Origin of the sequence: Clostridium sp. CAG:221 (assembly GCA_000435835.1) — a bacterium.
Lineage (GTDB): Bacteria > Bacillota > Clostridia > Clostridiales > Clostridiaceae > Clostridium.
In genome coordinates, this window is the sequence record FR883424.1 from 1 (window position 1) to 22,141 (window position 22,141).

Sequence of the window (22,141 nt, forward strand, 5' to 3'; positions counted from 1 at the left end):
CCATCGAAAATTTTATACTTTCCTGTACTTTAAAAAAAAGCTAGAGAAAACTCTAGCTTTTTAATAATTAATTTATATTGTATCTAATGCTTGTTTAAAATCATCTATTATATCTTGTATATCTTCAATTCCTACAGAAACTCTCAGCATATCCTTTGTTACACCACTTGCCGCTAAATCCTCATCATTTAACTGACTATGAGTTGTAGTTGCTGGATGAAGAATACAGCTTCTTGAATCACCAAGAGTAACAGCTAAAGCAACTAAGTTTAGTGCCTTACAGAATTTTTTGCTCTCCTCTATACCACCTTTTATACCAAAGGTAAGAAGTCCACTGCCTGCTTTTAAATACTTCTTAGCATTTTCATATCCTTTACTACCTTCTAAATAAGGATAGTTAACCCAGCTTACTTTTGGGTGATTTTGTAAATATTTAGCTAATTGTAAAGCATTTGATGAATGTCTTTCCATTCTTAAATGAAGTGTTTCTAATCCTAAATTAGTTAAGTAAGCATTAAAAGGACTCATACATGGTCCTAAATCTCTTAAAAGTGTAACCCTTAATTTAAAAATATATGCAGATGTACCAATGTCCTCAGCATATCTTAAGCCATGATAACTTTCATCAGGATTTATAAAGTCTGGAAACTTATTATTGCTCCAATTGAAATTACCTCCATCAACAATTATTCCACCTATGCTCTGTGCATGACCTTCTGAATATTTAGTTGTTGAATGTACTACCACATTGGCACCAAATTTAAATGGATTTATTAAATAAGGAGTTCCTACAGTGTTATCCACTATAAATGGTACTTCAAGCTTTGATGCTACCTTAGCAAATTTCTCAAAATCTAAAACATTTAAGCCTGGATTACCAATAGTTTCGCCATAAACAGCTTTTGTATTTTCTCTTGCAACCTTTAAAATCTCTTCTTCAGATGCATCTGGATCTACAAAAGTAACCTCAATACCTAAATTTTTTAAATGGACATTAAATAAATTTACTGTACCTCCATATAAAGATGATACAGATATGATATGATCCCCTGCTTTACAAATATTTAATATTGATAAAAGTATTGCAGATTGTCCTGATGCAGTGGCTACAGCCCCAACGCCACCTTCAAGCTTACTAAATTTCTCTTCTAATGCTGATAGTGTAGGATTAGAAATCCTAGTATATAAATGTCCATCTGCCTCTAAATTAAATAATGCTTCAAGTTTGTCAGGATCATCATATTTATAAGTTGCACTTTGATATATTGGTAATACTCTTGGTTCTCCACTATTTGGCGTATACCCTCCTTGAATACAATTAGTGCCCTTTCTCCAGTTATTAGTCATATTAAAAAGCCCCCTTAAAATTATAATTACTAAAAAAACTACTTCTCATTATTATCCTATAGATAATGAGAAGTAGTTAATAAATCATAATAACTATTCATTCATATAATATCTCATTTCTCAAGGCAAAGCCTTGCAGGATTTAGCACCACAGTTCTTAATGATGAATTATGAGTGATGAATGATGAATTAAGGATAAAACTCCAAGAGTTTTTAATCAATTCATAATTCTTAATTCATAATTCTTAATTGAAAAACTAGGTTGCTAGGTTTCACAGGGCCAGTCCCTCCACCATTCTTAATAAGAAGTATTTTGTTGTTATCTTTAATTATACATATATGGAATTTATTTTCAATAAGTTTTTATAATTTTTTCCGTATTTATTATAAAATCAACTTTTATATCATGATAATCAGTTTCTATTTTTTCTAAAATCTGCTCTTCATAAGCTAAAGCTATTTTTTTTGCTTTGAAGATGTTTTTTTCTAGGTACTTGTCATAATATCCACCACCATAGCCTATTCTATTTCCTTCCTTATCAAATGCCACTCCTGGCATTACAATTGTGTCAAAATCACTGGCTATTTTTTCTTTATCCACACTTATAGGCTCTAATATACCATAGTTGTCCACATTTAACTCAGTAAAACTGTGAATTTTTACAGCTATCATTTCTTTTTTATTAATATCTGTTTTTGGTACATATATATTTTTCTTATCACTAATTGCTTTATTTATTATTTCATGAGTACTTACTTCTGATCCAAAACTCACGTATATAAATATATCTTTAGCTTTTTTGTATAAATCACTATTTATAAAAAGATCATATATAAGCTTGTCTTTTAATTTTCTTAATTCATTAGACATATTATTTCTTGTGTGTAATACTTCTTTTCTTACTATCTTTTTATCCATATTTACCTCTTTATTTTAAATTTATTAAATCTCTTAAAATAGCAGCAGCTGCATTTATTCTGCCTGATGCTCCTCCAATTATACTTATTTCACCTAAAGAATCTGTCTTATAAGTTATTCCTTTATTTTTACCATCCACTAAATACAAGGGATGACTTTTATCTATTTCACAAAGCTTAACTTCTGCTGTTGCTTTTCCATTTTTCATGGCTACTTTACCCATCAGCTTTAACTTTTTTTCTTGCTCTTTTAACACTATAAGTTCTTCTTTCTTTATATGACTAATTCCTTCAACCTTTATATCATTTAATGATAAATCAGTATTTAAAATTACATTTGATAATATTATTATCTTTACTGCAGTATCATATCCTTCTATATCTAATGTTGGATTCTTTTCTGCAATTCCTTCTTTTTGTGCTTGTTTAAGTGCTTCATCATATGAAATATGATTTTTCATCATTTCTGATAAGATATAATTAGTGGTGCCATTTAATATTCCTTCCATAGAAGTTATCTCTGAACCAGCTACTTCAATTAACCCACCATTTATAGATGGCAAAGCTCCACCGGTAGTGCATCCTACCATTAATTTAACACCATTTTCACCAGCTAATTCATTAAGATATTTATATTTTAAAAATATAGGTCCCTTATTTCCTGTAACCACATTTATTTTATTTTTTAATGCCTTTTCCATATGCATTAATGCTGGCTGTCCACTTGATATATTAGTATGGGTAAGCTCAACAATTGTATCTACATCTCCATTTGCAATAATACTATCTATGTTATAATTGCCCCAATCTTTATATTCACTTATTTGCTTTCCCTTTTGAATATGATTTATTAAATGTATTAAATCTATTTTCTCTGGATTATATATTCCACCTGAACTATTAATAATATATTTTAAATTAATTTCTAAATTATATTTTTCTCTTAAATATTTCTTTTTTTCTATAAGTAAACCAGCTAGTGCTTGTCCTACTCCTCCAAAACCAATTAACCCAATATCCATACTCAATACCTCCAAGTTTTATATATAATTTAATTATATATAATTAAAAATTAATAATAAACTTAGCTAATTATGAATTATGAATGCTGAATTATAAATTAAGGAATAAACTCCAAGAGTTTAGAAAAATATAATTTTAGAAACTCTTGGAGTTTCCACATTAATTCATTATTCTTAATTCATAATTCATAATTGGATTAAGTTCTTTAGAACTTTGGAACAAAGGTGTTGCATTCTGTCTTGGAAACAGATGAAACTGGGCCTCCTGCTATACTTATTGAATCTGCTCCACACATTCCTAATTCATTGTATACACAATTTACAGCTTCACAATTAACTGGCATAGCAGCCTTTGGTTCTTCTGTACTATTTAAAAATTCCTTTGTTTTTTCAATAAAGCTTTCACAACATGTAGTTTCACTTACAAAAGCTTCACTTCCACCTACTTGTATGCCATCTTTACAACAAAGATTATGCTTATTATGACCACAAGTAGTAACATTACACATTAAATTTGGCATAAAATCACTCCTATCTATTGCTAAATTCCACCTAGTTATTTTTACAATTTCTTTCTTTATTTATACATAAATCCGTCTTTTAATGTTTTTCTTTATTTTTTCTTTATATTAGATTAAAATTATTATTAATAGTAAACTATGTTAATAAGGTAAATTTTTATATATATTTACTTAATTAATAAATAAACTTTGAGCGAGGTAAAACAATGTCAAATGAAATTAATTCTTCTAATTTTATAAGAAATATAATCATTAATGACTTAGAGAGTGGAAAACATAATGAGATAATCACTCGTTTCCCACCAGAGCCAAATGGTTATTTACATATAGGTCATGCAAAATCTATATTATTAAACTTTGGTTTAGCTGAAGAATTCCACGGTAAAACACATTTAAGATTTGATGATACTAACCCTGTAAAGGAAGATACAGAATATGTTGAATCAATTAAAGAAGATGTTAAATGGTTAGGCGGAAATTGGGATGCTTTATTCTTTGCATCTAACTACTTTGATACTATGTATGAAAAAGCTGTTCTTTTAATTAAGAAAGGATTAGCTTATGTATGTGATCTTACTCCTGAAGAAGCAAAAGCATATAGAGGATCATTAACTGAACCTGGAAAAGAAAGTCCTTATAGAAATAGATCTGTTGAAGAAAACTTAGATTTATTTGAAAGAATGAAAAATGGTGAATTCAAAGATGGAGAAAAAGTTCTTAGAGCTAAAATAGATATGACTTCTCCAAACCTTAATATGAGAGATCCAATAATCTATAGAATTGCTCATGCAACTCACCATAATACAGGAGACAAATGGTGTATCTACCCAATGTATGACTTTGCTCATCCATTAGAAGATGCTATAGAAGGAATTACTCACTCTATCTGTACATTAGAATTTGAAGATCATAGACCTCTTTATGACTGGGTTGTAAGAGAATGTGAAATGGAATGTGTACCTAGACAAATTGAATTTGCTAGATTAAACATGACAAACACAGTTATGAGTAAAAGAAAACTTAAGCAATTAGTAGATGAAGGTGTTGTCGATGGATGGGATGATCCAAGAATGCCTACTATATCTGGTCTTAGAAGAAGAGGATGTACTCCTGAAGCTTTAAGAAACTTCTGTGCAGCTATAGGTGTTGCTAAAGCAAACTCAACAGTTGACTCTCAAATGCTTGATTACTTTGTAAGAGAAGATTTACAAATGAAAGCACCAAATGCTATGGCTATACTTAATCCTTTAAAATTAGTTATCACTAATTATCCTGAAGGACAAACTGAAATGCTAGAAGTAAGCAATAATGCAAAAGATGAATCTTTTGGTAAAAGATTAGTTCCTTTCTCAAGAGAATTATATATTGAACAAGAAGATTTCATGGAAGTTCCAGTTAAAAAATACTTCAGATTATTCCCTGGAAATGAAGTTAGATTAATGGGTGCATATTTTGTTAAATGTACTGATGTAATTAAAGATGAAAATGGTAATGTAATTGAAGTTCATTGTACTTACGATCCAGAAACTAAGAGTGGTTCAGGATTTACAGGAAGAAAAGTTAAAGGTACTATCCACTGGGTAGATGCTAAAAATGCTGTTCCTGCTGAATTTAGATTATATGAACCATTAATCTTAGATGATGCTGAAGGAAATGAAGGAAAGCACTTCTTAGAACAAATAAATCCTCATTCAATAGAAGTATTACAAGGATTCATCGAGCCAACAGCTATCAAGGATGCTAAGCCTCAAGATAAATTCCAAATGGTTAGAAACGGATTCTTTAATGTAGATCCTAAATATACTACACCAGAAAAACTTGTTTTCAACAGAATTGTATCTTTAAAATCCTCATTCAAACTTAATAAATAAAAATAAATAAGTGGAGAATTATCTCCACTTATTTTCTATATCTACTCTATCTTCATAAAACCCATAATCATCACTATAGTCATTTAGACTATTAACATCACAATCTATATCCCAATTATTTGCTTGTATATTATTAAATTTCATCAATACATTTTTCTTAATACCTTTCTTTTGGATAGCCATATCTCACATTCTTCTCCTTTCTAGTTTTTAGTTATATATAGTTTAAGTTTTTCTATTATTTTTATTCATTAAAAAGTGAGCTACATGAAGCTTGTCTTGCCACTCATGGTGTATAAGCTTAAAACTTCATATAACTCACTTAATAAAATGGTTTTTTCCTACCCAAGTCTATTTTTAATTATTTATGCCCTTCATCGCATGCACATGCACAACTTCCTCTGCTGGCAGTTGTCCATTGATTATTTGTCGCACTTTTTTTTGCTTCTTGGCTATTGCTGCAGCCACAGCCCTCCACTGATGCTGATGACAGTTCATGATTACAGTGACATCTTTTAGATTTACTCATAATCTTGACCTCCTATAACTATCTTTCATTTTTGCAATACTACAGCCAGTCCTATAGTTCTAGCCATAGTATTGCTCATTAACTTTCTATTTAGTTGTAAAGACTCTTAGGACTATCAACTAAAGCAACATCCTATCCTTAAGTCATTACTATTGTGTGCTTTTTATACAAACTATATACCTGAATTAATTATGAAGAATAGTAATTAGTTAGGCACTTATGTATTATGAGTGATTAAAGATTAATTATGGAACAAACCTTTATGAATTATAAAGCTAAAAATTTATTGAATCTTTCTCTAACTTTTTCTTCACCCATAATTTGCATTATAGTGTAAAGATCAGGAGTATTTGTTCTGTGTGATAAAGCGCTTCTTACAGCACCAGCAACATCAGAAATCATTCCTTTATAGTTTTCTGGATTAGCTTTGTATTCTTTTCTATTAGCACAGTATCCAAGTTCTGCTCCAATTACTTTTAATTCTTCAAACCATTCTTCTTGGCTTCCAACATTAAATGTAAATTTTTTAGCATATTCTTCAATTACAGCCTTAGCATTTTCTAATGATAAAGTCTTTGGTAATTCAACTTGTTCTGCAGTTTCATTGTAGAATAATTCATCAAAGAAGTAGAATATCTTATCTTTAACTTCATCCCATTTTGCAAAGTCTTTTCTTGGCTTTGGACCTTCTTTATCTATGTTGAATATTTCTCTAGCCATAGCTTCATTAGAAGTAACTAATTCATACATTTCTTTATCATATTCTTTAGCCCATTCAGTGTATTTTTCATACACTTCAGAAGCTGGCATTCTTGCTATAACATCTTTTGAAACGTCATTTAACTTAACTAGGTCAAATAATGCTCCACTCTTACTCATCTTATCTAAATGAACAACAAATTCATGGTAATCAGCAGATGGATTTTCAGTTCTCCATTCTTCATAGCTTGAATTAACAATATTTAATAAGTATTCTATAACACATACTACTGGATATCCAACTTCATTGTAGTAAGAAACAGCTGCTTCTGCATCTTTTCTCTTAGAAAGCTTTCTCTTTGATCCACCTTCTTGTTTCATTATTGTTGGTATATGTGCATAGTTTGGTCTTTCAAATCCTAATACATCAAATAATTGAACGTGTATTGGTAATGAAGAAAGCCATTCTTCTCCTCTAATAACATCTGTAGTTCTCATTAAATAATCGTCTATAGCATGTGCAAAGTGATATGTTGGAAGTCCATCACCTTTTATAAGAACAACATCTTGATTGTTTTCAGGGAATGATATATCACCTTTAATTAAATCATGGAATTCTACTCTATTTTCAGGATTTCCTGGTGATTTTAATCTTAATATATAGCTTTCACCATTATTTATTCTTTCTATAGCTTCTTCTTCAGTTATATTCCTGTATTTAGCATATTCTCCATAGTATCCTGGAGTTATTTTATTAGCTATCTGCTCTTCTCTTAAAGCATTTAATTCTTCTGGAGTGCAGAAATCTGGATATGCTAATCCTTTTAATAATAAATCTTTTGCAAAGGCATTATATATATCTGATCTTTGACTTTGTCTATATGGACCATATTCACCTTTTGAAGTTTCTTGACCAGTCATTCCTTCGCTGAAGTCCATTCCAAAGTTGTGCATAGTTGAAATTGTATCTTCTATAGCTCCTTGAACTTCTCTTTTTTGATCTGTATCTTCAATTCTTAAATAGAAAACACCTTCACTTTGACTTGCTAATCTCTCATTGATTAACGCAGCAAAAACTCCTCCTATATGTTGGAACCCTGTTGGTGATGGTGCATATCTAGTTACTCTAGCACCTTCTTTTAAATTTCTCTTTGGGTATTTTGCTATATAATATTCTCTATCATGTTCAACATTAGGAAATATTATTTCAGCTAATTTTTCAAATGCCATAATGTTAGTCTCCTTCTCTCTCTTTTTTATTAAAATATAAAAAGTCTTTCATCCCATGAAAATATAGGACGAAAGACGTACTTCCGCGTTACCACCTAAATTGGTTAATAAGAATTAACCCACTCAAATACTTATTTAATTTTATTGCTCCAAGGTTTCCTTCAATAGTTTTAAATTTTAGGCTCACACTCTCCCTAAATCGCTTTAAATTAAACTTCTATTTACTGCTCCTCTTCAACGCAATTACTATTATCATTTTTTGCAAATTACAGATTAATTATACAGATTCAAATTATTATTGTAAAGTATTTCTCTTATGTATAACTGTTATAACATTATACACTAAATATATATTTTAATAATAAAAAATAAATTGAGCTTAAATTATCTCTGTTATAGATAATTTAAGCTCAATTTTTATAAACAAAACTCTATCTTATAGCAAAATATACTATAAATAATAATGATAATACATACATTACTGGATGAACCTTTTTAGCTTTTCCTTTAAATATCATTAAAATAACATATGTTAAAAATCCGCAAGCAATTCCTTCACCAATGCTATATGTTAATGGCATTAATAAAATAGTTAAGAATGATGGAATAGCTATTTCTGCTCTTTCCCATTCTATTTCCTTAAGTGAAGAACACATTAATGATCCAACTATAATAAGTGCTGGTGCTGTAACTGCTGATGTTATTACTGTAAGTAATGGTGAGAAGAATAATGAAACTAAGAATAATCCTCCAACTACCACACTTGAAAATCCTGTTTTTGCTCCAACAGAAGCCCCTGATAATGATTCAACATATGATGTTGTATTAGTTGTACCAAATATTGACCCTATACATGTAGCCACTGAATCAGCCAACAATGCCTTTGAACCATTTTCTATAGAACCATCTTTTTTAAGAAGTCCAACCTTTGAACCAACAGCCACTAATGTTCCTGCTGTATCAAAGAAATCCATAAATAAGAAAGTAAATATTACAAGAATCATTTCTGGATTAAATATATTCCCTATATTCTTAATAGCAGCTCCAAAAGTAGGTGCCATTGATGGTGGCATTGATACTACTGATGTTGGCATATCAATAAGTCCTGTTATCATACCCACAATTGCTGTTAAAGTCATACCTAAGAAGATTGCTATTTTAGAACCTCTAACCATAAATATTGAAATTGCTATAACACCAAATATAGAAAGTAAGACTGTAGGATCTGTTAAATCACCAAGACCTACAAAAGTTGCTGAATTAGCTACTACTATTCCTGCATTTTTTAATCCTATAAAAGCAATGAATAATCCTATTCCTGCACTTACTGCAAACTTTAAATTAGTTGGTATAGCTTTAATAATCATTTCTCTTAAACCAGTTGCTGATATTATTAAGAATATAATTCCTGAAGCTAACACACCTGATAATGCTACTTCCCACTTAATACCCATTCCTAAACATACGCTATATGCAAAGAATGCATTTAAACCAACACCTGGTGCTAATCCCATTGGGAAGTTTGCAAAGATACCCATTATAAGTGTTCCTAAAGCTGCTGCAAGTCCTGTAGCTACAAATACACTACCTTGTGGCATACCAGCTTCTGCAAGTACACTAGGAATTAAGAATAACGCATAGGCCATTGTTAAAAATGTAGTTATACCACCTATGGTTTCACTTTTAAGATTTGTTTCTTTTTCTTTAAATTTGAAATAATTTGATAAGAATTCCATAATTTGTTCCTCCATGCATTTTACTTTACAACCGAATATCGCATGATATGAGGAAAAAGATATGTATTATATTAATAGAATTTATACTGTATGTATTTATGTATAAATATTAAATCCATATCGTAGTCAAATCATTTATGGTGATTTGGTAGAAACTTCCGGACCATATTTCCGGTATTATACGAACATTCGATTGTATTTTACTATAAAACATATGATAATATATTTTTTATAGCTTGTCTACCCATAATTTTATACTTTTATTCCTTTATATGAAAAAGGCATTAGATGTTAAATACTTTTTAACTTCTAATGCCTTTTTACATGATAATTTTTTATATTATTTATTATAATTAATATTCTTTATACTTCTTATGTTTTTCTTTTTCTATCTTTTTTTCTTTAATCCTACTTGCTATAGCCCATATTATCATTGCTATTGATCCTATAGCTGTAAGTATCCAAAAGCCAATGTATAATATAATAATCCATGTTTCATTCAAAATACATTACTCCTTTTTATTCCACTACTACTGCTGTACCATAAGCCACCATTTCTGCTGCTCCTGCTGCTACAGCAGAAGACATTAACTTCATTCCTATAATTGCATTGGCTCCCATAGCTTCTGCCTCATCAACCATTCTTCCAATAGCTATTTGTCTTGCTTCTGTAAGCATATCATTATATCCTGACATTTCTCCACCTACAAGGTTTTTAAAAGAAGCAGTTATATCACGTCCAATATTTTTACATCTTACAGTACTACCTTTTACTAAGCCTTTAACTTCTTTAATTTCTTTTCCTGGAACATTTTCTATTGTTAATATTATCATAATTATTACCCCTCTCCATACCGTTCTCTTAATCTCTTTAAGAGTTATTTATTAACCTTTAATATGATAATATACTATATTAAAAAGATTGTCAATAATCTTTTCCATTTTTTGTTTAATATTATACTATATATCCATCCATTTTTTGTCAATTATTATGTATTTTATATTATAGACAATTATTACTTAGATTAAACTTTCAAATATATGAGGAAAAAGAAAAACTCCTCAACTTTGAGGAGTTTTTTTACCGTCATTTTTCATTCTTAATTCTTAATTTTTAATTCTTAATCTAGTTTCTTTGTGTCTATCCAAGACATCATTTCCCTAAGTTCTTTACCTACTTTTTCTATTGGATGCTCTGCTTCCATTCTTCTCATAGCATTAAATGTAGGTCTTCCAACTTGATTTTCAAGAAGCCACTTCTTAGCAAATGTTCCATCTTGAATTTCAGTTAAAACTTGTTTCATTTCCTTCTTAGTTTCATCAGTAATTATTCTGCTACCAGTTACATAATCACCATATTCAGCTGTATCAGAAATTGAATATCTCATGGCAGCCATACCACCTTGATACATTAAATCTACAATAAGCTTCATTTCATGCATACATTCAAAATAAGCATTTTCTGGTGCATATCCTGCTTCAACTAAAGTTTCAAAACCAGCCTTAATTAAAGCTGTAACTCCTCCACAAAGAACTGCTTGTTCGCCAAATAAATCTGTTTCTGTTTCATCTTTAAATGTAGTTTCAAGAACACCGGCTCTTGCTCCACCTATACCATTTGCATAAGCTAATGCTAAATCCTTAGCCTTTCCTGAATAATCTTGTTCTACAGCTATCAAACAAGGAACTCCTGAACCTTCAGTATAAGTTCTTCTTACCATATGTCCTGGTCCCTTTGGAGCTATCATAAATACATCAACATTTGAAGGAGGTACTATTTGCTTAAAGTGAATATTAAATCCATGAGCAAATACTAAAGCATTTCCCTCTTCTAAGTATGGTGCAATTTCTTCTCTATATAATTTTGCTTGCTTTTCATCTGGTACTAATATCATTATAATATCAGCTTTTTTAGCTGCTTCTGCAGTTGTAGCAACTTCTAACCCTGCTTCTTTTACCTTATCCCATGATTTACTTCCTTCATATAATCCTACAACTACATCTACTCCACTTTCATGTAAGTTTAATGCATGGGCATGTCCTTGGCTACCAAAACCAATTACTGCTACCTTCTTTCCTTGTAATAATCCTAAATTAGTATCCTTCTCATAAAACATCTTTGCCATTTTTATACCCTCCAATTTATAATTTAATATCTTCTTTACTGATAATTTTATTTATTGGCGCCCCCGGTGCAACCATCGGGAACACCATATCATCACTATCAATTTTGTAATCTATAATTACAGGCCCATCAGTGGCTAATGCCTTTTCTAGTACCTCCTGTAACTCTTCTGGCTTTTCTACCCTAAAACCAGTTCCGCCAAAAGCTTCTGCCAATTTCACAAAATCAGTTGCTCTATTTAATGTTGTTTCAGCATATCTACATTCATAAAATAAGCTTTGCCATTGTCTAACCATTCCTAAAGCATTATTATTCATCACTATTACTTTTACAGGAATCTTAAAATTAACTGCTGTGGCAAATTCATTACAATCCATGCCAAAGCTACCATCTCCAGCAATATTAAATACTACAGCCTTAGGATTTGCCACTTGTGCACCAATGGATGCACCCATTCCAAATCCCATAGTTCCAAGGCCGCCTGAACTTATAAATGTCCTTGGCTTATAGAATTTATAATTTTGAGCTGTCCACATCTGATGTTGTCCAACTTCTGTGGTGATAATAAAATTACCCTTATCCATTTTATTTAATAAAGTAAATAAATATTCTGGTGTAAGGATTCCTTCTTTAACTACTTCCTTATTATTTAATGCTTTAAGCTCATTCATTTTATTTATCCATGCTATATTTTCTTTTTCATTTATCATTGGAATTAATTTATTTAGAACTTCCTTTATATCACCTATGATATAGGAATCTACTTTAACGTTTTTATTTATCTCTGCAGGATCTATATCTATTTGAATTACTCTAGCATTCTTTACATGATTTTTATGACTTATTACTCTATCACTAAATCTTGCTCCTAAAGCAATAATCAAATCACAACTGGTAGCCAAGAGATTTGAAGCTTTAGTACCATGCATTCCAATCATTCCTGTATATAATCTATGATCATTAGGAATAGATCCTATACCCATAAGACTAGTTGCCACTGGTGCATTTATTTTTTCTGCCAAAGCTAAAACTTCCTTTTCTGCATTGGAACTTAATATACCTCCACCTGCATAAATAAAAGGATTTTCACTTTCATTGATAAATTCTACAAAGTCTTCTAGAGAACTTATATTTATGGTTTGTAAGCTTTTTTCTCTTTTCTTAGGCTCCATCTTTGTATAATTATACTTTTCTGCTGTTATATCCTTAGGAATATCAATAAGTACTGGACCTGGACGTCCTGATGAAGCAATATAAAAAGCTTCATTAACTATTTTTTGTAGTTCCTTTATATCTTTAACTATATAATTATGCTTAGTTATAGGCATTGTAATGCCTGTGATATCTACTTCTTGAAAACTATCTTTTCCAAGTAAAGGCCTTGTAACATTACCTGTAATTGCAACCATAGGCGTTGAATCCATATAAGCTGTAGCAATTCCTGTAACCAAATTTGTTGCTCCTGGCCCTGAGGTTGCTATACATACACCAACTTTACCTGTTGACCTGGCATATCCATCAGCTGCATGAGCTGCACCTTGTTCATGACAAGTTAAAATATGCCTTATTTTATCGCTTTTCTTAAATAATGCGTCATATATATTTAAAACTGCCCCACCTGGATAACCGAATACAGTATCAACGCCATTATCTATCAGCGAATTCACCAAAATTTCAGCACCAGTCAATAACACATAAATCGCCCCCCCTTTAGTTAATGATGAATGATGAATTACGAATTATGAATTAATGATGAAACTCGAAGAGTTTCTGAAAATATATTTCTAAACTCCTTTAAAGGAGTTTATTCCTCAATTCATCATTCATCACTTGTCATTCATCATTATTTATAAACTGCTCCTGTGCTGGCTGAACTTATTAGCTTAGCATATCTTGCAAGATATCCTTCCTTAATTTTAGGTTCAACTTTTACAAGATTCTTCTTTCTTTCTTCTAATACCTCTTTATCAACTAATAATTCTAGCTTACCATTATTTATATCTATGGAAATTATGTCGCCATCTTCTACTAAAGCAATTACTCCACCTTCTGCTGCTTCTGGAGATACATGTCCTATTGATGCTCCCCTTGTGGCTCCACTAAACCTTCCATCTGTAATAAGTGCAACTGATTTATCAAGCCCCATTCCTGATATAGCAGATGTTGGTGAAAGCATTTCTCTCATACCAGGACCACCTTTTGGACCTTCATATCTTATTACAATAACATCTCCTGCCACTATCTTATTATTAAATATAGCTTCTACAGCTTCCTCTTCTGAATTAAATACTTTAGCTGGTCCTTCATGAACTAACATTTCAGGAAGTACTGCTGATCTCTTTACTACAGCTCCATCTACTGCTAAATTTCCTCTTAGTACAGCTATACCACCTGTTTTGCTATATGGCTTTTCCACATGCTTTATAACATCATAATTTAATACTTTTTTATCTTTAATATTTTCGCCTATGGTATTACCTGTAGCTGTAATGCACTCTAAATCTATTAAATCTTTTTTACTTAATTCATTAATAACTGCAGATATTCCACCTGCTTCATATAAATCTTGAATATGAATATTTGATGCTGGTGCTAACTTACAAAGATTTGGCACCTTTGATGACATTTCATTTATAATATCTAAATTCATTTCTAGTTTTGCTTCATTTGCTATAGCTGTTAAATGTAATACGCTATTTGTTGAACATCCTAAAGCCATATCTACAGTAAGTGCATTTCTAATAGACTTTTCATTTACTATATCTCTTGGTTTTATATCATTTTTTAATAAATTCATAACTGCCATTCCAGCATGTTTAGCAAGTATTATCCTTTCTGAATAAACTGCTGGAATAGTTCCATTGCCTGGAAGCCCTAATCCTAGAACTTCTGTAAGGCAATTCATTGAATTAGCTGTAAACATTCCTGAACATGAACCACATGTTGGACATGACTTACATTCCAACTCTTTTAACTCTTCTTTAGTCATTTTCCCACTTTCCACAGAACCTACTGCTTCAAATAGTGTTGATAATGATACTGCCTCGCCGTTATATTTACCTGCTAACATTGGTCCTCCACTAACAAATACTGAAGGTATATTAAGCCTTAATGCAGCCATTATCATTCCTGGTACAATCTTATCGCAATTAGGAATAAATACTAAAGCATCAAAACCATGAGCTTTCACCATACATTCAACACTATCTGCTATTAATTCTCTTGTAGCTAATGAATACTTCATACCTTCGTGACCCATAGCTATTCCATCACATACTCCTATGGTTGGAAATACTAATGGAGTTCCTCCACTGATAAGTACACCCTTTTTAGTTGCTTCAACAATCTTGTCTAAATTAATATGTCCAGGTATTATATCATTTTGTGATGTTACTATTCCTATAAGGGGTCTTTCTAACTCTTCGTCACTTAACCCTATTGCTTTAAAAAGAGCTCTATGTGGTGCTCTTCCTATACCCTTTTTAACCATATCGCTTCTCATTTACATTCACCTCTATACCTTGCTTAATCTTTCAATAACTAGTTGTCCCATTTTTCTTGTACCAACAAGAGTTGTACCTTCACTATAAATATCTTTAGTACTATAACCATCTTCTAGTACTTTAACTACAGCATTTTCAATTGCCTTAGCTTCTTCTTCTAAATTGAAACTATATCTAAGCATCATAGCTACTGATAATATTGTTGCTAAAGGATTAGCTATATCCATTCCTGCAATATCTGGTGCTGAACCATGAATAGGTTCATACATTCCTAACTTGCCCTCTCCTAAAGATGCTGATGGCAACATTCCTATAGACCCTGTTATCATGGAAGCTTCATCTGATAAGATATCACCAAACATATTTGAAGTAACTATCACATCAAATTGTGCTGGATTTCTCACAAGTTGCATTGATGCATTATCTATATACATATGATTTAGTTTTACTTCCTCATATTCTTTAGAAACTTCAATTACTGTTTCCCTCCATAGCCTTGAACTTTCTAAAACATTTGCCTTATCTACACTAGTTACCTTCTTATTTCTCTTCATAGCAGTTTCAAAAGCAATTTTAGCAATTCTTCTTACTTCTTCTTTATTATACTTTTCTGTATCGAAAGCAGCTTCTACACCATCTTCAACCATTCTTCCTCGTCTACCAAAATAAATTCCTCCAGTAAGCTCTCTTACTACAGCTATATCTATTCCATCCTTAATCACTTCTTCTTTAAGTGGAGATGCATCTCTTAATGGCTTATAAAGAAGAGCAGGTCTTAAATTGCAGTAAAGGTTCAATCCTTCCCTTAAACCAAGTAAAGCTTGTTCTGGTCTTACTTTAGCAGTAGTATTATCCCATTTATATCCTCCTACAGCACCAAGTAACACTGCATCACTACTTTCACAAAGCTTTAAAGTTTCATCTGGCAAAGGAACTCCTACTTCATCAATTGCACAGCCTCCTGCTAAAGCATATTTTATTTGAAATTTATGATTAAATTCTTCTCCAATTTTCTGTAATATAAGTGCAGCCTCCCTAACAACTTCTGGTCCTATACCATCTCCTGGTATTGCTGCTATTGTATAATTCATAAAAGCGCCCCCTTTGTTAATGATGAATGATAAGTGATGAATGATGAATTAATGATGAAACTCGAAGAGTTTCTGAAGAAATATTTTTTTAAACTCTGTGAGTTTATTCCAAAATTCATAATTCATCATTCATCATTCATAATAGTTCATAATTATTAATTCTTGATGTAATTAATAAGTCCATTGCTATTGATAATATTTTGCATAAATTCTGGGAAAGGTTCTCCTTTGTAATTTTCATTTTTAGTGATATTTTTTATGATTCCACTGTTAAAATCTATTTCTAATTCATCCCCGTCTTCTATAGCTTTTGCCGCTTCATCACACTCAATAATAGGTAATCCTATATTTATTGAATTTCTAAAAAATATCCTAGCAAAGGTAGATGCTATTACACAGCTTATTCCACTTGACTTTATAGCTAGCGGTGCATGTTCTCTTGATGAACCACAACCAAAATTCTTTTTTGCAACGATTATATCCCCATTATTAACTTTCTTTGCAAAATTTTTATCTATATCTTCCATACAGTGGATTGCCAACTCTTTAGGATCCGCTGTATTTAAATACCTTGCTGGTATTATTACATCTGTATCTACATTGTCCCCATATTTAAAAACTCTGCCTCTTGCTTTCATTTAATAACCCCCATTTTTATAACAATTCTGGATTTGCTATCTTACCACTTATTGCTGAAGCTGCTGCAACCGCTGGACTTGCTAAGTATACCTCAGATTCCACATGCCCCATTCTTCCGACGAAATTTCTATTAGTTGTTGATACTGCCCTTTCTCCCTTTGCCAATATTCCCATATGTCCCCCTAGACATGGGCCACAAGTTGGCGTAGAAACTACAGCACCTGCTTCTATAAAATCTTTTATAAGACCTTCATTCATAGCTTCTAGATATATTTTCTGTGTTCCTGGAATAATAATGCATCTTATATCCTCATGAACCTTTTTGCCCCTTAATATCTCTGCTGCTATCCTTAAATCTGAAAGTCTTCCATTAGTACATGAACCAATAACAACTTGGTCTATTTTTACTTCCCCAATTTCATCAATAGTCCTTGTGTTATCTGGTAAATGTGGAAATGCTACTGTTGGCCTTATCTTTGATAAATCAATTTGATAAACTGCTTCATATTCAGCATCTTCATCTGCATTAAACTCTGTCCACTCTTTTTTAGAGTGTTCTTTCATATATTCTATGGTCTTTTCATCTACTGGAAATATTCCATTTTTCCCTCCAGCTTCTATAGCCATATTACATATAGTAAATCTATCATCCATTGATAGGTATCTAATTCCCTCGCCTACAAATTCCATAGATTTATATAATGCTCCATCTACTCCTATTTCCCCAATTATATGAAGTATGATATCTTTTCCACTTACCCATTTTCTTGGCTTGCCATTAAGTATAAACTTAATAGCTGATGGAACCTTAAACCAACATTTTCCTGTGGCCATTCCCGCTGCCATATCTGTTGAACCTATTCCCGTTGAAAAAGCACCTAATGCCCCATATGTGCAAGTATGTGAATCAGCCCCTATAACTACATCCCCTGCAACCACAAGACCTTTCTCCGGCAATAAACAATGTTCTATGCCCATCTGTCCAACTTCAAAATAATTACTAATCTTTTTACTCTTTACAAATTCTCTAACCACTTTGCATTGCTCTGCTGCCTTAATATCCTTATTTGGTGTAAAATGATCTGGCACAATGGAAATTTTATCTCTATTAAAAACCTTATCTATGCCTAACTTTTTAAACTCATTAATAGCTACAGGTGAAGTTATATCATTGCCTAAAATCATATCTAATTCAGCTTCAATAAGTTGTCCACTTCTAACACTTTCTAGCCCTGCATGCTTAGCTAAAATTTTTTGTGTCATGGTCATTGCCATATTATTGCCCCCTTCTTTATTTCTTAAGAAAATAATCTATCTTTTTCTTTAATAGATTTTTCTCCTCTTTCTAAACCACATATTCCTGTTCGCACCACTTCTTTTATGCCATATTCATTTAAAAGTCTTATTAAAGCATTAATTTTGCTTTCATCACCAGTAAGTTCAACGGTTAATGTACTTTGTGAAACATCTACTATTTTACTTCTAAATATTTTTACAACTTCATTTATTTCAGCTCTCTTTTCAGCATCAGCCTTTACCTTGATTAATACCAACTCTCTATAAACTGAATTATCTGATATAAGCTCTTGAATATTTATAATATCTTCTAATTTGTTTAACTGTTTTATAACCTGTTCTACTACTTCCATATCACCTGCTATTACTATAGTCATTCTTGATATATCTTCTTCTTCAGTCCGCCCTACAGTAAGGCTATCAATATTAAAACCTCTTCTTGAAAAAAGTCCTGAAACTCTAGTCAATACACCTGAAGAATTCCTAACTAGTACTGAAAGTATATGTTTCTCCATGATACACCCCCAAATCATAGCTAATACCATAAAAAAACACCATTATAACAGAATTATAATGGTGAATTATTATACTAAATTTATAACTTACACCATCGCAAGTTTTTGTATTGTTTTTACTGCATTGTAAAGATTTTACTCTTTTTTATATATGAAAGTCAATAATAATAGATTTTTTTTTCATTTTATTAATATCTAACAAAAAGCTTTTAATAACATTAATAATTCATTAAAAATGTCATATATATTTTAGTATTTTATTACCTCAATATATCAGATTTTATTTTATTAATAATCATTTTCACATTTTATTATTATTTTATAAATACATCTTTCTACTATTTTTGATATTTATTATTAAAAATAGTACTAATTCTATTTATATGTAGAAAAAAAGTGAAAGTAGAAAATTCTACTTTCACTTTTTTAATTTTTTTATATTTTACTTAATATTAAATTAACTATGCTATGAGCCATTTCATTAATTTCTTCTTGATTTTCACCTTCAAGCATAACTCTAACTAGTGGTTCTGTTCCAGAAGGTCTTATAAGCACTCTTCCTACTCCATTTAGTTTATCTTCAACTGCTTTTATTGCTTCTACTACCTCTTCATCTTCTAAGTATATATTTTTCTTATGATTAGGTACTTTTGCATTTACTAATACTTGTGGAAGTTCCTTCATTATACTAGCAAGTTCACTTAAAGTCTTATTTTTTTCTTTAATAACTTCTGCAACTTTTAATGCTGTAACTAGTCCATCACCAGTAGTATTATGATTTAAGAATATGATATGTCCAGATTGCTCTCCTCCAAGAACATATCCGTCCTTTAACATTTCTTCAAGAACATATCTATCTCCAACCTTAGTTTTGAATGTTCTTATTTCTTCTGCCTTACAAGCAATATCTAAACCTAAATTACTCATTACTGTAACAACTAAAGTATCATCCTTTAATTGCCCCTTTTCTTTTAATGCCTTTGCACAAATAGTTAAAATGAAATCTCCATTAATAAGATTTCCTTTTTCATCTACTGCTAAGCATCTATCTGCATCTCCATCAAAAGCAAATCCTACGTCACATTTTTCTCTAACTACATATTCCATTAAAGCTTCTGGATGGGTAGATCCACAATTTTCATTAATATTTGTTCCATCTGGAGTATTATTAATCACATGAACTTCTGCACCTAAGCTTTTAAAAGCGTTTACTGCAACTTCATAAGCTGCTCCATTAGCACAATCTAAAGCAACTTTTAATCCTGTAAGTTCAGTTGCTATAGTTGATTTAGCATGCTCCATATATTTATTTATGCCATCTGCTTCAAAGTGACATTTTCCTAAATCTTTTCCTATTGGACTAGGTACCCCTACAAATCCATCTTCTATTGTTTTTTGTATCTTATCTTCTAATTCATCTGATAACTTATACCCTCTATTATCAAAGAACTTTATACCATTATATTCTACAGGATTATGAGAAGCTGAAATCATTACTCCTGCATCTGCATTATACTCTCTAGTTAAATATGCAACTGCTGGTGTTGGAACTACACCTATCATTACAGCTTCAGCTCCAACTGAAAGAATTCCGGCTACTAGTGCCGCTTCTAACATATCTCCTGATATTCTTGTATCTTTTGCTACTAATATTTTTGGTTTATGAGTTCCTTCTGTTAATACAAAAGCCCCTGCTCTACCTAAATTATATGCTAATTCAGATGTTAATTCAGTATTAGCTATACCTCTAACACCATCTGTACCAAATATTCTACTCATACAAATACCTCTATTTCTTTTATCTATTAATATACTACACTAGTAAATAGCAATTTCTACTACAAACATTATTGTAACTATTATAGTATATATCCTTTGCAATTTTTTTACAAGAATCTAACTACTTGCTTTCTGGGTAAAGTCTATTTAGTACTAGATTATAACCTTCCTCACCATAATTTAAACACTTATTAACCCTGCTTATAGTTGCTGTACTAGCACCAGTAGCTTCTGCTATTTCAGTATATACTTTCTTTTCCTTTAACATCTTTGCAACCTGCATTCTTTGTGCTAATGATTTTAATTCATTAATTGTTGCTATATCTTCAAAAAATCTATAACATTCATCTTCATTTTCTAGCTTTAAGATAGCTTTAAATAATATATCTAATTCTTTTTTAAAATCTGTATTTTTAAGACTCATTACTTTCACTCCTAAATAAGCTTTTTTCAATACAATTTTATCACTTTAGCTCGATAAAGTGAAGTAATAGAATTTTATTGCTCTTGCTTTTCATTAATATCTTCTGAAAAGTCCTCATAACAGCTTAAAGTTGGCAATATCCATACTTCTCCAATACCTTCATAAACATGTAGATATTCTTTTTCACTTATATCTGAATGGTTAAAATTATTATTAATTGATTCAATAGATACATCGATAGAGCCACTCCTTAACACAGCAAACTCTCCATCTACTATAAGCTTATCATTAAATAATTTACATCTTATTATCTCATCTTCAGGAACTTGCATAAGCAAAATAACAATTCCACTTCCTCTAAGCTTTATTTGTAATTTATCTTTATCTAATAAATTTTCCCCATCTTCAATATTAATTTTAATAGAATCTTCACATATATAAAAAATATCCTCATCAATTACTATTTCTTCATCATCTAATTCAATTAAAGAAAAATACTTAAAGGATGGCTTGAAATACACTTCTCCTGTGCCGCTTAATGATATCTTTCCACTCTTTTCTCCAACGCCCAATAGTCGTCTGGTGATGCTTGAGGACTTAATCTTCTTATCCTTTATTTCAATATCACCTTTCATATAGCTTAATATTTCACTTTGTATCTTTATAGTACTATTCTTTAAGATAACTTTAATTTGCCTCAACGAATCATTATTAGCATATATATCCTTTATTTGCTTAAACCTTTTATAACTTGTATATCCAGCTATATTATTATATTGTAAAACTTGGAATAATGAATCTCCTACACTTTGAAAAATAACTTCTGCCTTGCTTTTAGAAGTAATAGTTGTCTTCATATAACCACCCCTTCCTTAAGTATAGACACATTTCCTCAT

21 protein-coding genes, 2 riboswitches and 1 other annotated feature are annotated in these 22,141 nt (G+C 31.0%); of the genes, 1 reads left to right on the forward strand and 20 read right to left on the reverse strand.

Annotation, left to right across the window (positions count from 1 at the left end; all coding sequences use genetic code 11):
* Window positions 1–72 precede the first annotated feature (72 nt).
* The 4 genes from Q5O44_RS12495 to Q5O44_RS12510 form a co-directional block, all read right to left on the reverse strand.
* Entirely contained in the window at window positions 73–1,347 is a 1,275-nt protein-coding gene (locus tag Q5O44_RS12495; protein WP_022168772.1) for an O-acetylhomoserine aminocarboxypropyltransferase/cysteine synthase family protein, read from the reverse strand.
* Between the two features lie 110 nt (window positions 1,348–1,457).
* A riboswitch (SAM riboswitch) is annotated at window positions 1,458–1,655 on the reverse strand.
* A gap of 44 nt (window positions 1,656–1,699) precedes the next feature.
* Entirely contained in the window at window positions 1,700–2,266 is a 567-nt protein-coding gene (locus Q5O44_RS12500) for a 5-formyltetrahydrofolate cyclo-ligase (protein ID WP_022168773.1), read from the reverse strand.
* 10 nt (window positions 2,267–2,276) lie between these two features.
* Window positions 2,277–3,287 (reverse strand): homoserine dehydrogenase, encoded by a 1,011-nt coding sequence (locus Q5O44_RS12505; protein WP_022168774.1) that lies wholly within the window; start codon window positions 3,285–3,287, stop codon window positions 2,277–2,279.
* 206 nt (window positions 3,288–3,493) lie between these two features.
* Window positions 3,494–3,808 (reverse strand): DUF1540 domain-containing protein, encoded by a 315-nt coding sequence (locus Q5O44_RS12510; protein ID WP_022168775.1) that lies wholly within the window; start codon window positions 3,806–3,808, stop codon window positions 3,494–3,496.
* A 206-nt stretch (window positions 3,809–4,014) separates the two neighbouring features.
* On the opposite strand from Q5O44_RS12510, the gene Q5O44_RS12515 reads away from it, so the two are divergent.
* Complete coding sequence (locus Q5O44_RS12515) at window positions 4,015–5,679, forward strand: glutamine--tRNA ligase/YqeY domain fusion protein (RefSeq protein WP_022168776.1); 1,665 nt, start codon at window positions 4,015–4,017, stop codon at window positions 5,677–5,679.
* Window positions 5,680–5,697: 18 nt separating this feature from the next.
* Here Q5O44_RS12515 and Q5O44_RS12520 read toward each other — a convergent pair whose 3' ends face one another.
* The 16 genes from Q5O44_RS12520 to Q5O44_RS12595 all read right to left on the reverse strand — a co-directional run bounded on the left by Q5O44_RS12520 (window position 5,698) and on the right by Q5O44_RS12595 (window position 22,102).
* Entirely contained in the window at window positions 5,698–5,862 is a 165-nt protein-coding gene (locus Q5O44_RS12520; RefSeq protein WP_022168777.1) for a hypothetical protein, read from the reverse strand.
* A 178-nt stretch (window positions 5,863–6,040) separates the two neighbouring features.
* On the reverse strand, window positions 6,041–6,208 hold the full coding sequence (locus tag Q5O44_RS12525; protein ID WP_022168778.1) for a hypothetical protein: 168 nt from the start codon (window positions 6,206–6,208) through the stop codon (window positions 6,041–6,043).
* A 267-nt stretch (window positions 6,209–6,475) separates the two neighbouring features.
* Window positions 6,476–8,137 (reverse strand): glutamate--tRNA ligase, encoded by a 1,662-nt coding sequence (gltX, locus tag Q5O44_RS12530; RefSeq protein WP_022168779.1) that lies wholly within the window; start codon window positions 8,135–8,137, stop codon window positions 6,476–6,478.
* 61 nt (window positions 8,138–8,198) lie between these two features.
* Window positions 8,199–8,384, reverse strand: a binding site (T-box leader).
* A 184-nt stretch (window positions 8,385–8,568) separates the two neighbouring features.
* Entirely contained in the window at window positions 8,569–9,873 is a 1,305-nt protein-coding gene (locus Q5O44_RS12535) for an NCS2 family permease (RefSeq protein ID WP_022168780.1), read from the reverse strand.
* 103 nt (window positions 9,874–9,976) lie between these two features.
* A riboswitch (purine riboswitch) is annotated at window positions 9,977–10,078 on the reverse strand.
* Between the two features lie 148 nt (window positions 10,079–10,226).
* Window positions 10,227–10,376 (reverse strand): hypothetical protein, encoded by a 150-nt coding sequence (locus Q5O44_RS12540; protein WP_022168781.1) that lies wholly within the window; start codon window positions 10,374–10,376, stop codon window positions 10,227–10,229.
* Between the two features lie 16 nt (window positions 10,377–10,392).
* Window positions 10,393–10,707 (reverse strand): heavy metal-binding domain-containing protein, encoded by a 315-nt coding sequence (locus tag Q5O44_RS12545; RefSeq protein WP_022168782.1) that lies wholly within the window; start codon window positions 10,705–10,707, stop codon window positions 10,393–10,395.
* A gap of 287 nt (window positions 10,708–10,994) precedes the next feature.
* Window positions 10,995–11,999 (reverse strand): ketol-acid reductoisomerase, encoded by a 1,005-nt coding sequence (ilvC, locus tag Q5O44_RS12550; protein ID WP_022168783.1) that lies wholly within the window; start codon window positions 11,997–11,999, stop codon window positions 10,995–10,997.
* A 16-nt stretch (window positions 12,000–12,015) separates the two neighbouring features.
* Complete coding sequence (ilvB, locus tag Q5O44_RS12555) at window positions 12,016–13,692, reverse strand: biosynthetic-type acetolactate synthase large subunit (RefSeq protein ID WP_022168784.1); 1,677 nt, start codon at window positions 13,690–13,692, stop codon at window positions 12,016–12,018.
* A 149-nt stretch (window positions 13,693–13,841) separates the two neighbouring features.
* Window positions 13,842–15,500: a dihydroxy-acid dehydratase gene (ilvD, locus tag Q5O44_RS12560; RefSeq protein WP_022168785.1), complete on the reverse strand. Its 1,659-nt coding sequence runs from the start codon at window positions 15,498–15,500 to the stop codon at window positions 13,842–13,844.
* A 12-nt stretch (window positions 15,501–15,512) separates the two neighbouring features.
* Entirely contained in the window at window positions 15,513–16,592 is a 1,080-nt protein-coding gene (gene leuB, locus Q5O44_RS12565; protein ID WP_022168786.1) for a 3-isopropylmalate dehydrogenase, read from the reverse strand.
* 155 nt (window positions 16,593–16,747) lie between these two features.
* Window positions 16,748–17,230, reverse strand: a complete 483-nt coding sequence (gene leuD / locus Q5O44_RS12570; protein WP_022168787.1) for a 3-isopropylmalate dehydratase small subunit — start codon at window positions 17,228–17,230, stop codon at window positions 16,748–16,750.
* A 16-nt stretch (window positions 17,231–17,246) separates the two neighbouring features.
* Complete coding sequence (gene leuC / locus Q5O44_RS12575; RefSeq protein WP_022168788.1) at window positions 17,247–18,506, reverse strand: 3-isopropylmalate dehydratase large subunit; 1,260 nt, start codon at window positions 18,504–18,506, stop codon at window positions 17,247–17,249.
* Window positions 18,507–18,529: 23 nt separating this feature from the next.
* Complete coding sequence (gene ilvN, locus Q5O44_RS12580) at window positions 18,530–19,042, reverse strand: acetolactate synthase small subunit (protein WP_022168789.1); 513 nt, start codon at window positions 19,040–19,042, stop codon at window positions 18,530–18,532.
* Window positions 19,043–19,477: 435 nt separating this feature from the next.
* Complete coding sequence (glmM, locus tag Q5O44_RS12585; RefSeq protein ID WP_022168790.1) at window positions 19,478–20,821, reverse strand: phosphoglucosamine mutase; 1,344 nt, start codon at window positions 20,819–20,821, stop codon at window positions 19,478–19,480.
* 121 nt (window positions 20,822–20,942) lie between these two features.
* A complete protein-coding gene (locus tag Q5O44_RS12590; RefSeq protein ID WP_022168791.1) occupies window positions 20,943–21,245 on the reverse strand; it encodes a YerC/YecD family TrpR-related protein in 303 nt (100 codons plus the stop codon).
* Between the two features lie 74 nt (window positions 21,246–21,319).
* Window positions 21,320–22,102 carry an AIM24 family protein gene (locus Q5O44_RS12595; RefSeq protein ID WP_022168792.1) on the reverse strand — a complete coding sequence of 261 codons (783 nt, stop codon included), beginning with the start codon at window positions 22,100–22,102 and terminating at the stop codon, window positions 21,320–21,322.
* Between the last annotated feature and the right edge of the window lie 39 nt (window positions 22,103–22,141).

Coding starts and splice junctions, on each gene's coding strand:
- Q5O44_RS12495 (WP_022168772.1), bottom strand. CDS start 1,347: ATGACTAATAACTGGAGAAAGGGCACTAATTGTATTCAAGGAGGGTAT.
- Q5O44_RS12500 (WP_022168773.1), bottom strand. CDS start 2,266: ATGGATAAAAAGATAGTAAGAAAAGAAGTATTACACACAAGAAATAAT.
- Q5O44_RS12505 (WP_022168774.1), bottom strand. CDS start 3,287: ATGGATATTGGGTTAATTGGTTTTGGAGGAGTAGGACAAGCACTAGCT.
- Q5O44_RS12510 (WP_022168775.1), bottom strand. CDS start 3,808: ATGCCAAATTTAATGTGTAATGTTACTACTTGTGGTCATAATAAGCAT.
- Q5O44_RS12515 (WP_022168776.1), top strand. CDS start 4,015: ATGTCAAATGAAATTAATTCTTCTAATTTTATAAGAAATATAATCATT.
- Q5O44_RS12520 (WP_022168777.1), bottom strand. CDS start 5,862: ATGGCTATCCAAAAGAAAGGTATTAAGAAAAATGTATTGATGAAATTT.
- Q5O44_RS12525 (WP_022168778.1), bottom strand. CDS start 6,208: ATGAGTAAATCTAAAAGATGTCACTGTAATCATGAACTGTCATCAGCA.
- gltX (WP_022168779.1), bottom strand. CDS start 8,137: ATGGCATTTGAAAAATTAGCTGAAATAATATTTCCTAATGTTGAACAT.
- Q5O44_RS12535 (WP_022168780.1), bottom strand. CDS start 9,873: ATGGAATTCTTATCAAATTATTTCAAATTTAAAGAAAAAGAAACAAAT.
- Q5O44_RS12545 (WP_022168782.1), bottom strand. CDS start 10,707: ATGATAATATTAACAATAGAAAATGTTCCAGGAAAAGAAATTAAAGAA.
- ilvC (WP_022168783.1), bottom strand. CDS start 11,999: ATGGCAAAGATGTTTTATGAGAAGGATACTAATTTAGGATTATTACAA.
- ilvD (WP_022168785.1), bottom strand. CDS start 15,500: ATGAGAAGCGATATGGTTAAAAAGGGTATAGGAAGAGCACCACATAGA.
- leuB (WP_022168786.1), bottom strand. CDS start 16,592: ATGAATTATACAATAGCAGCAATACCAGGAGATGGTATAGGACCAGAA.
- leuD (WP_022168787.1), bottom strand. CDS start 17,230: ATGAAAGCAAGAGGCAGAGTTTTTAAATATGGGGACAATGTAGATACA.
- leuC (WP_022168788.1), bottom strand. CDS start 18,506: ATGGCAATGACCATGACACAAAAAATTTTAGCTAAGCATGCAGGGCTA.
- ilvN (WP_022168789.1), bottom strand. CDS start 19,042: ATGGAGAAACATATACTTTCAGTACTAGTTAGGAATTCTTCAGGTGTA.
- glmM (WP_022168790.1), bottom strand. CDS start 20,821: ATGAGTAGAATATTTGGTACAGATGGTGTTAGAGGTATAGCTAATACT.
- Q5O44_RS12590 (WP_022168791.1), bottom strand. CDS start 21,245: ATGAGTCTTAAAAATACAGATTTTAAAAAAGAATTAGATATATTATTT.
- Q5O44_RS12595 (WP_022168792.1), bottom strand. CDS start 22,102: ATGAAGACAACTATTACTTCTAAAAGCAAGGCAGAAGTTATTTTTCAA.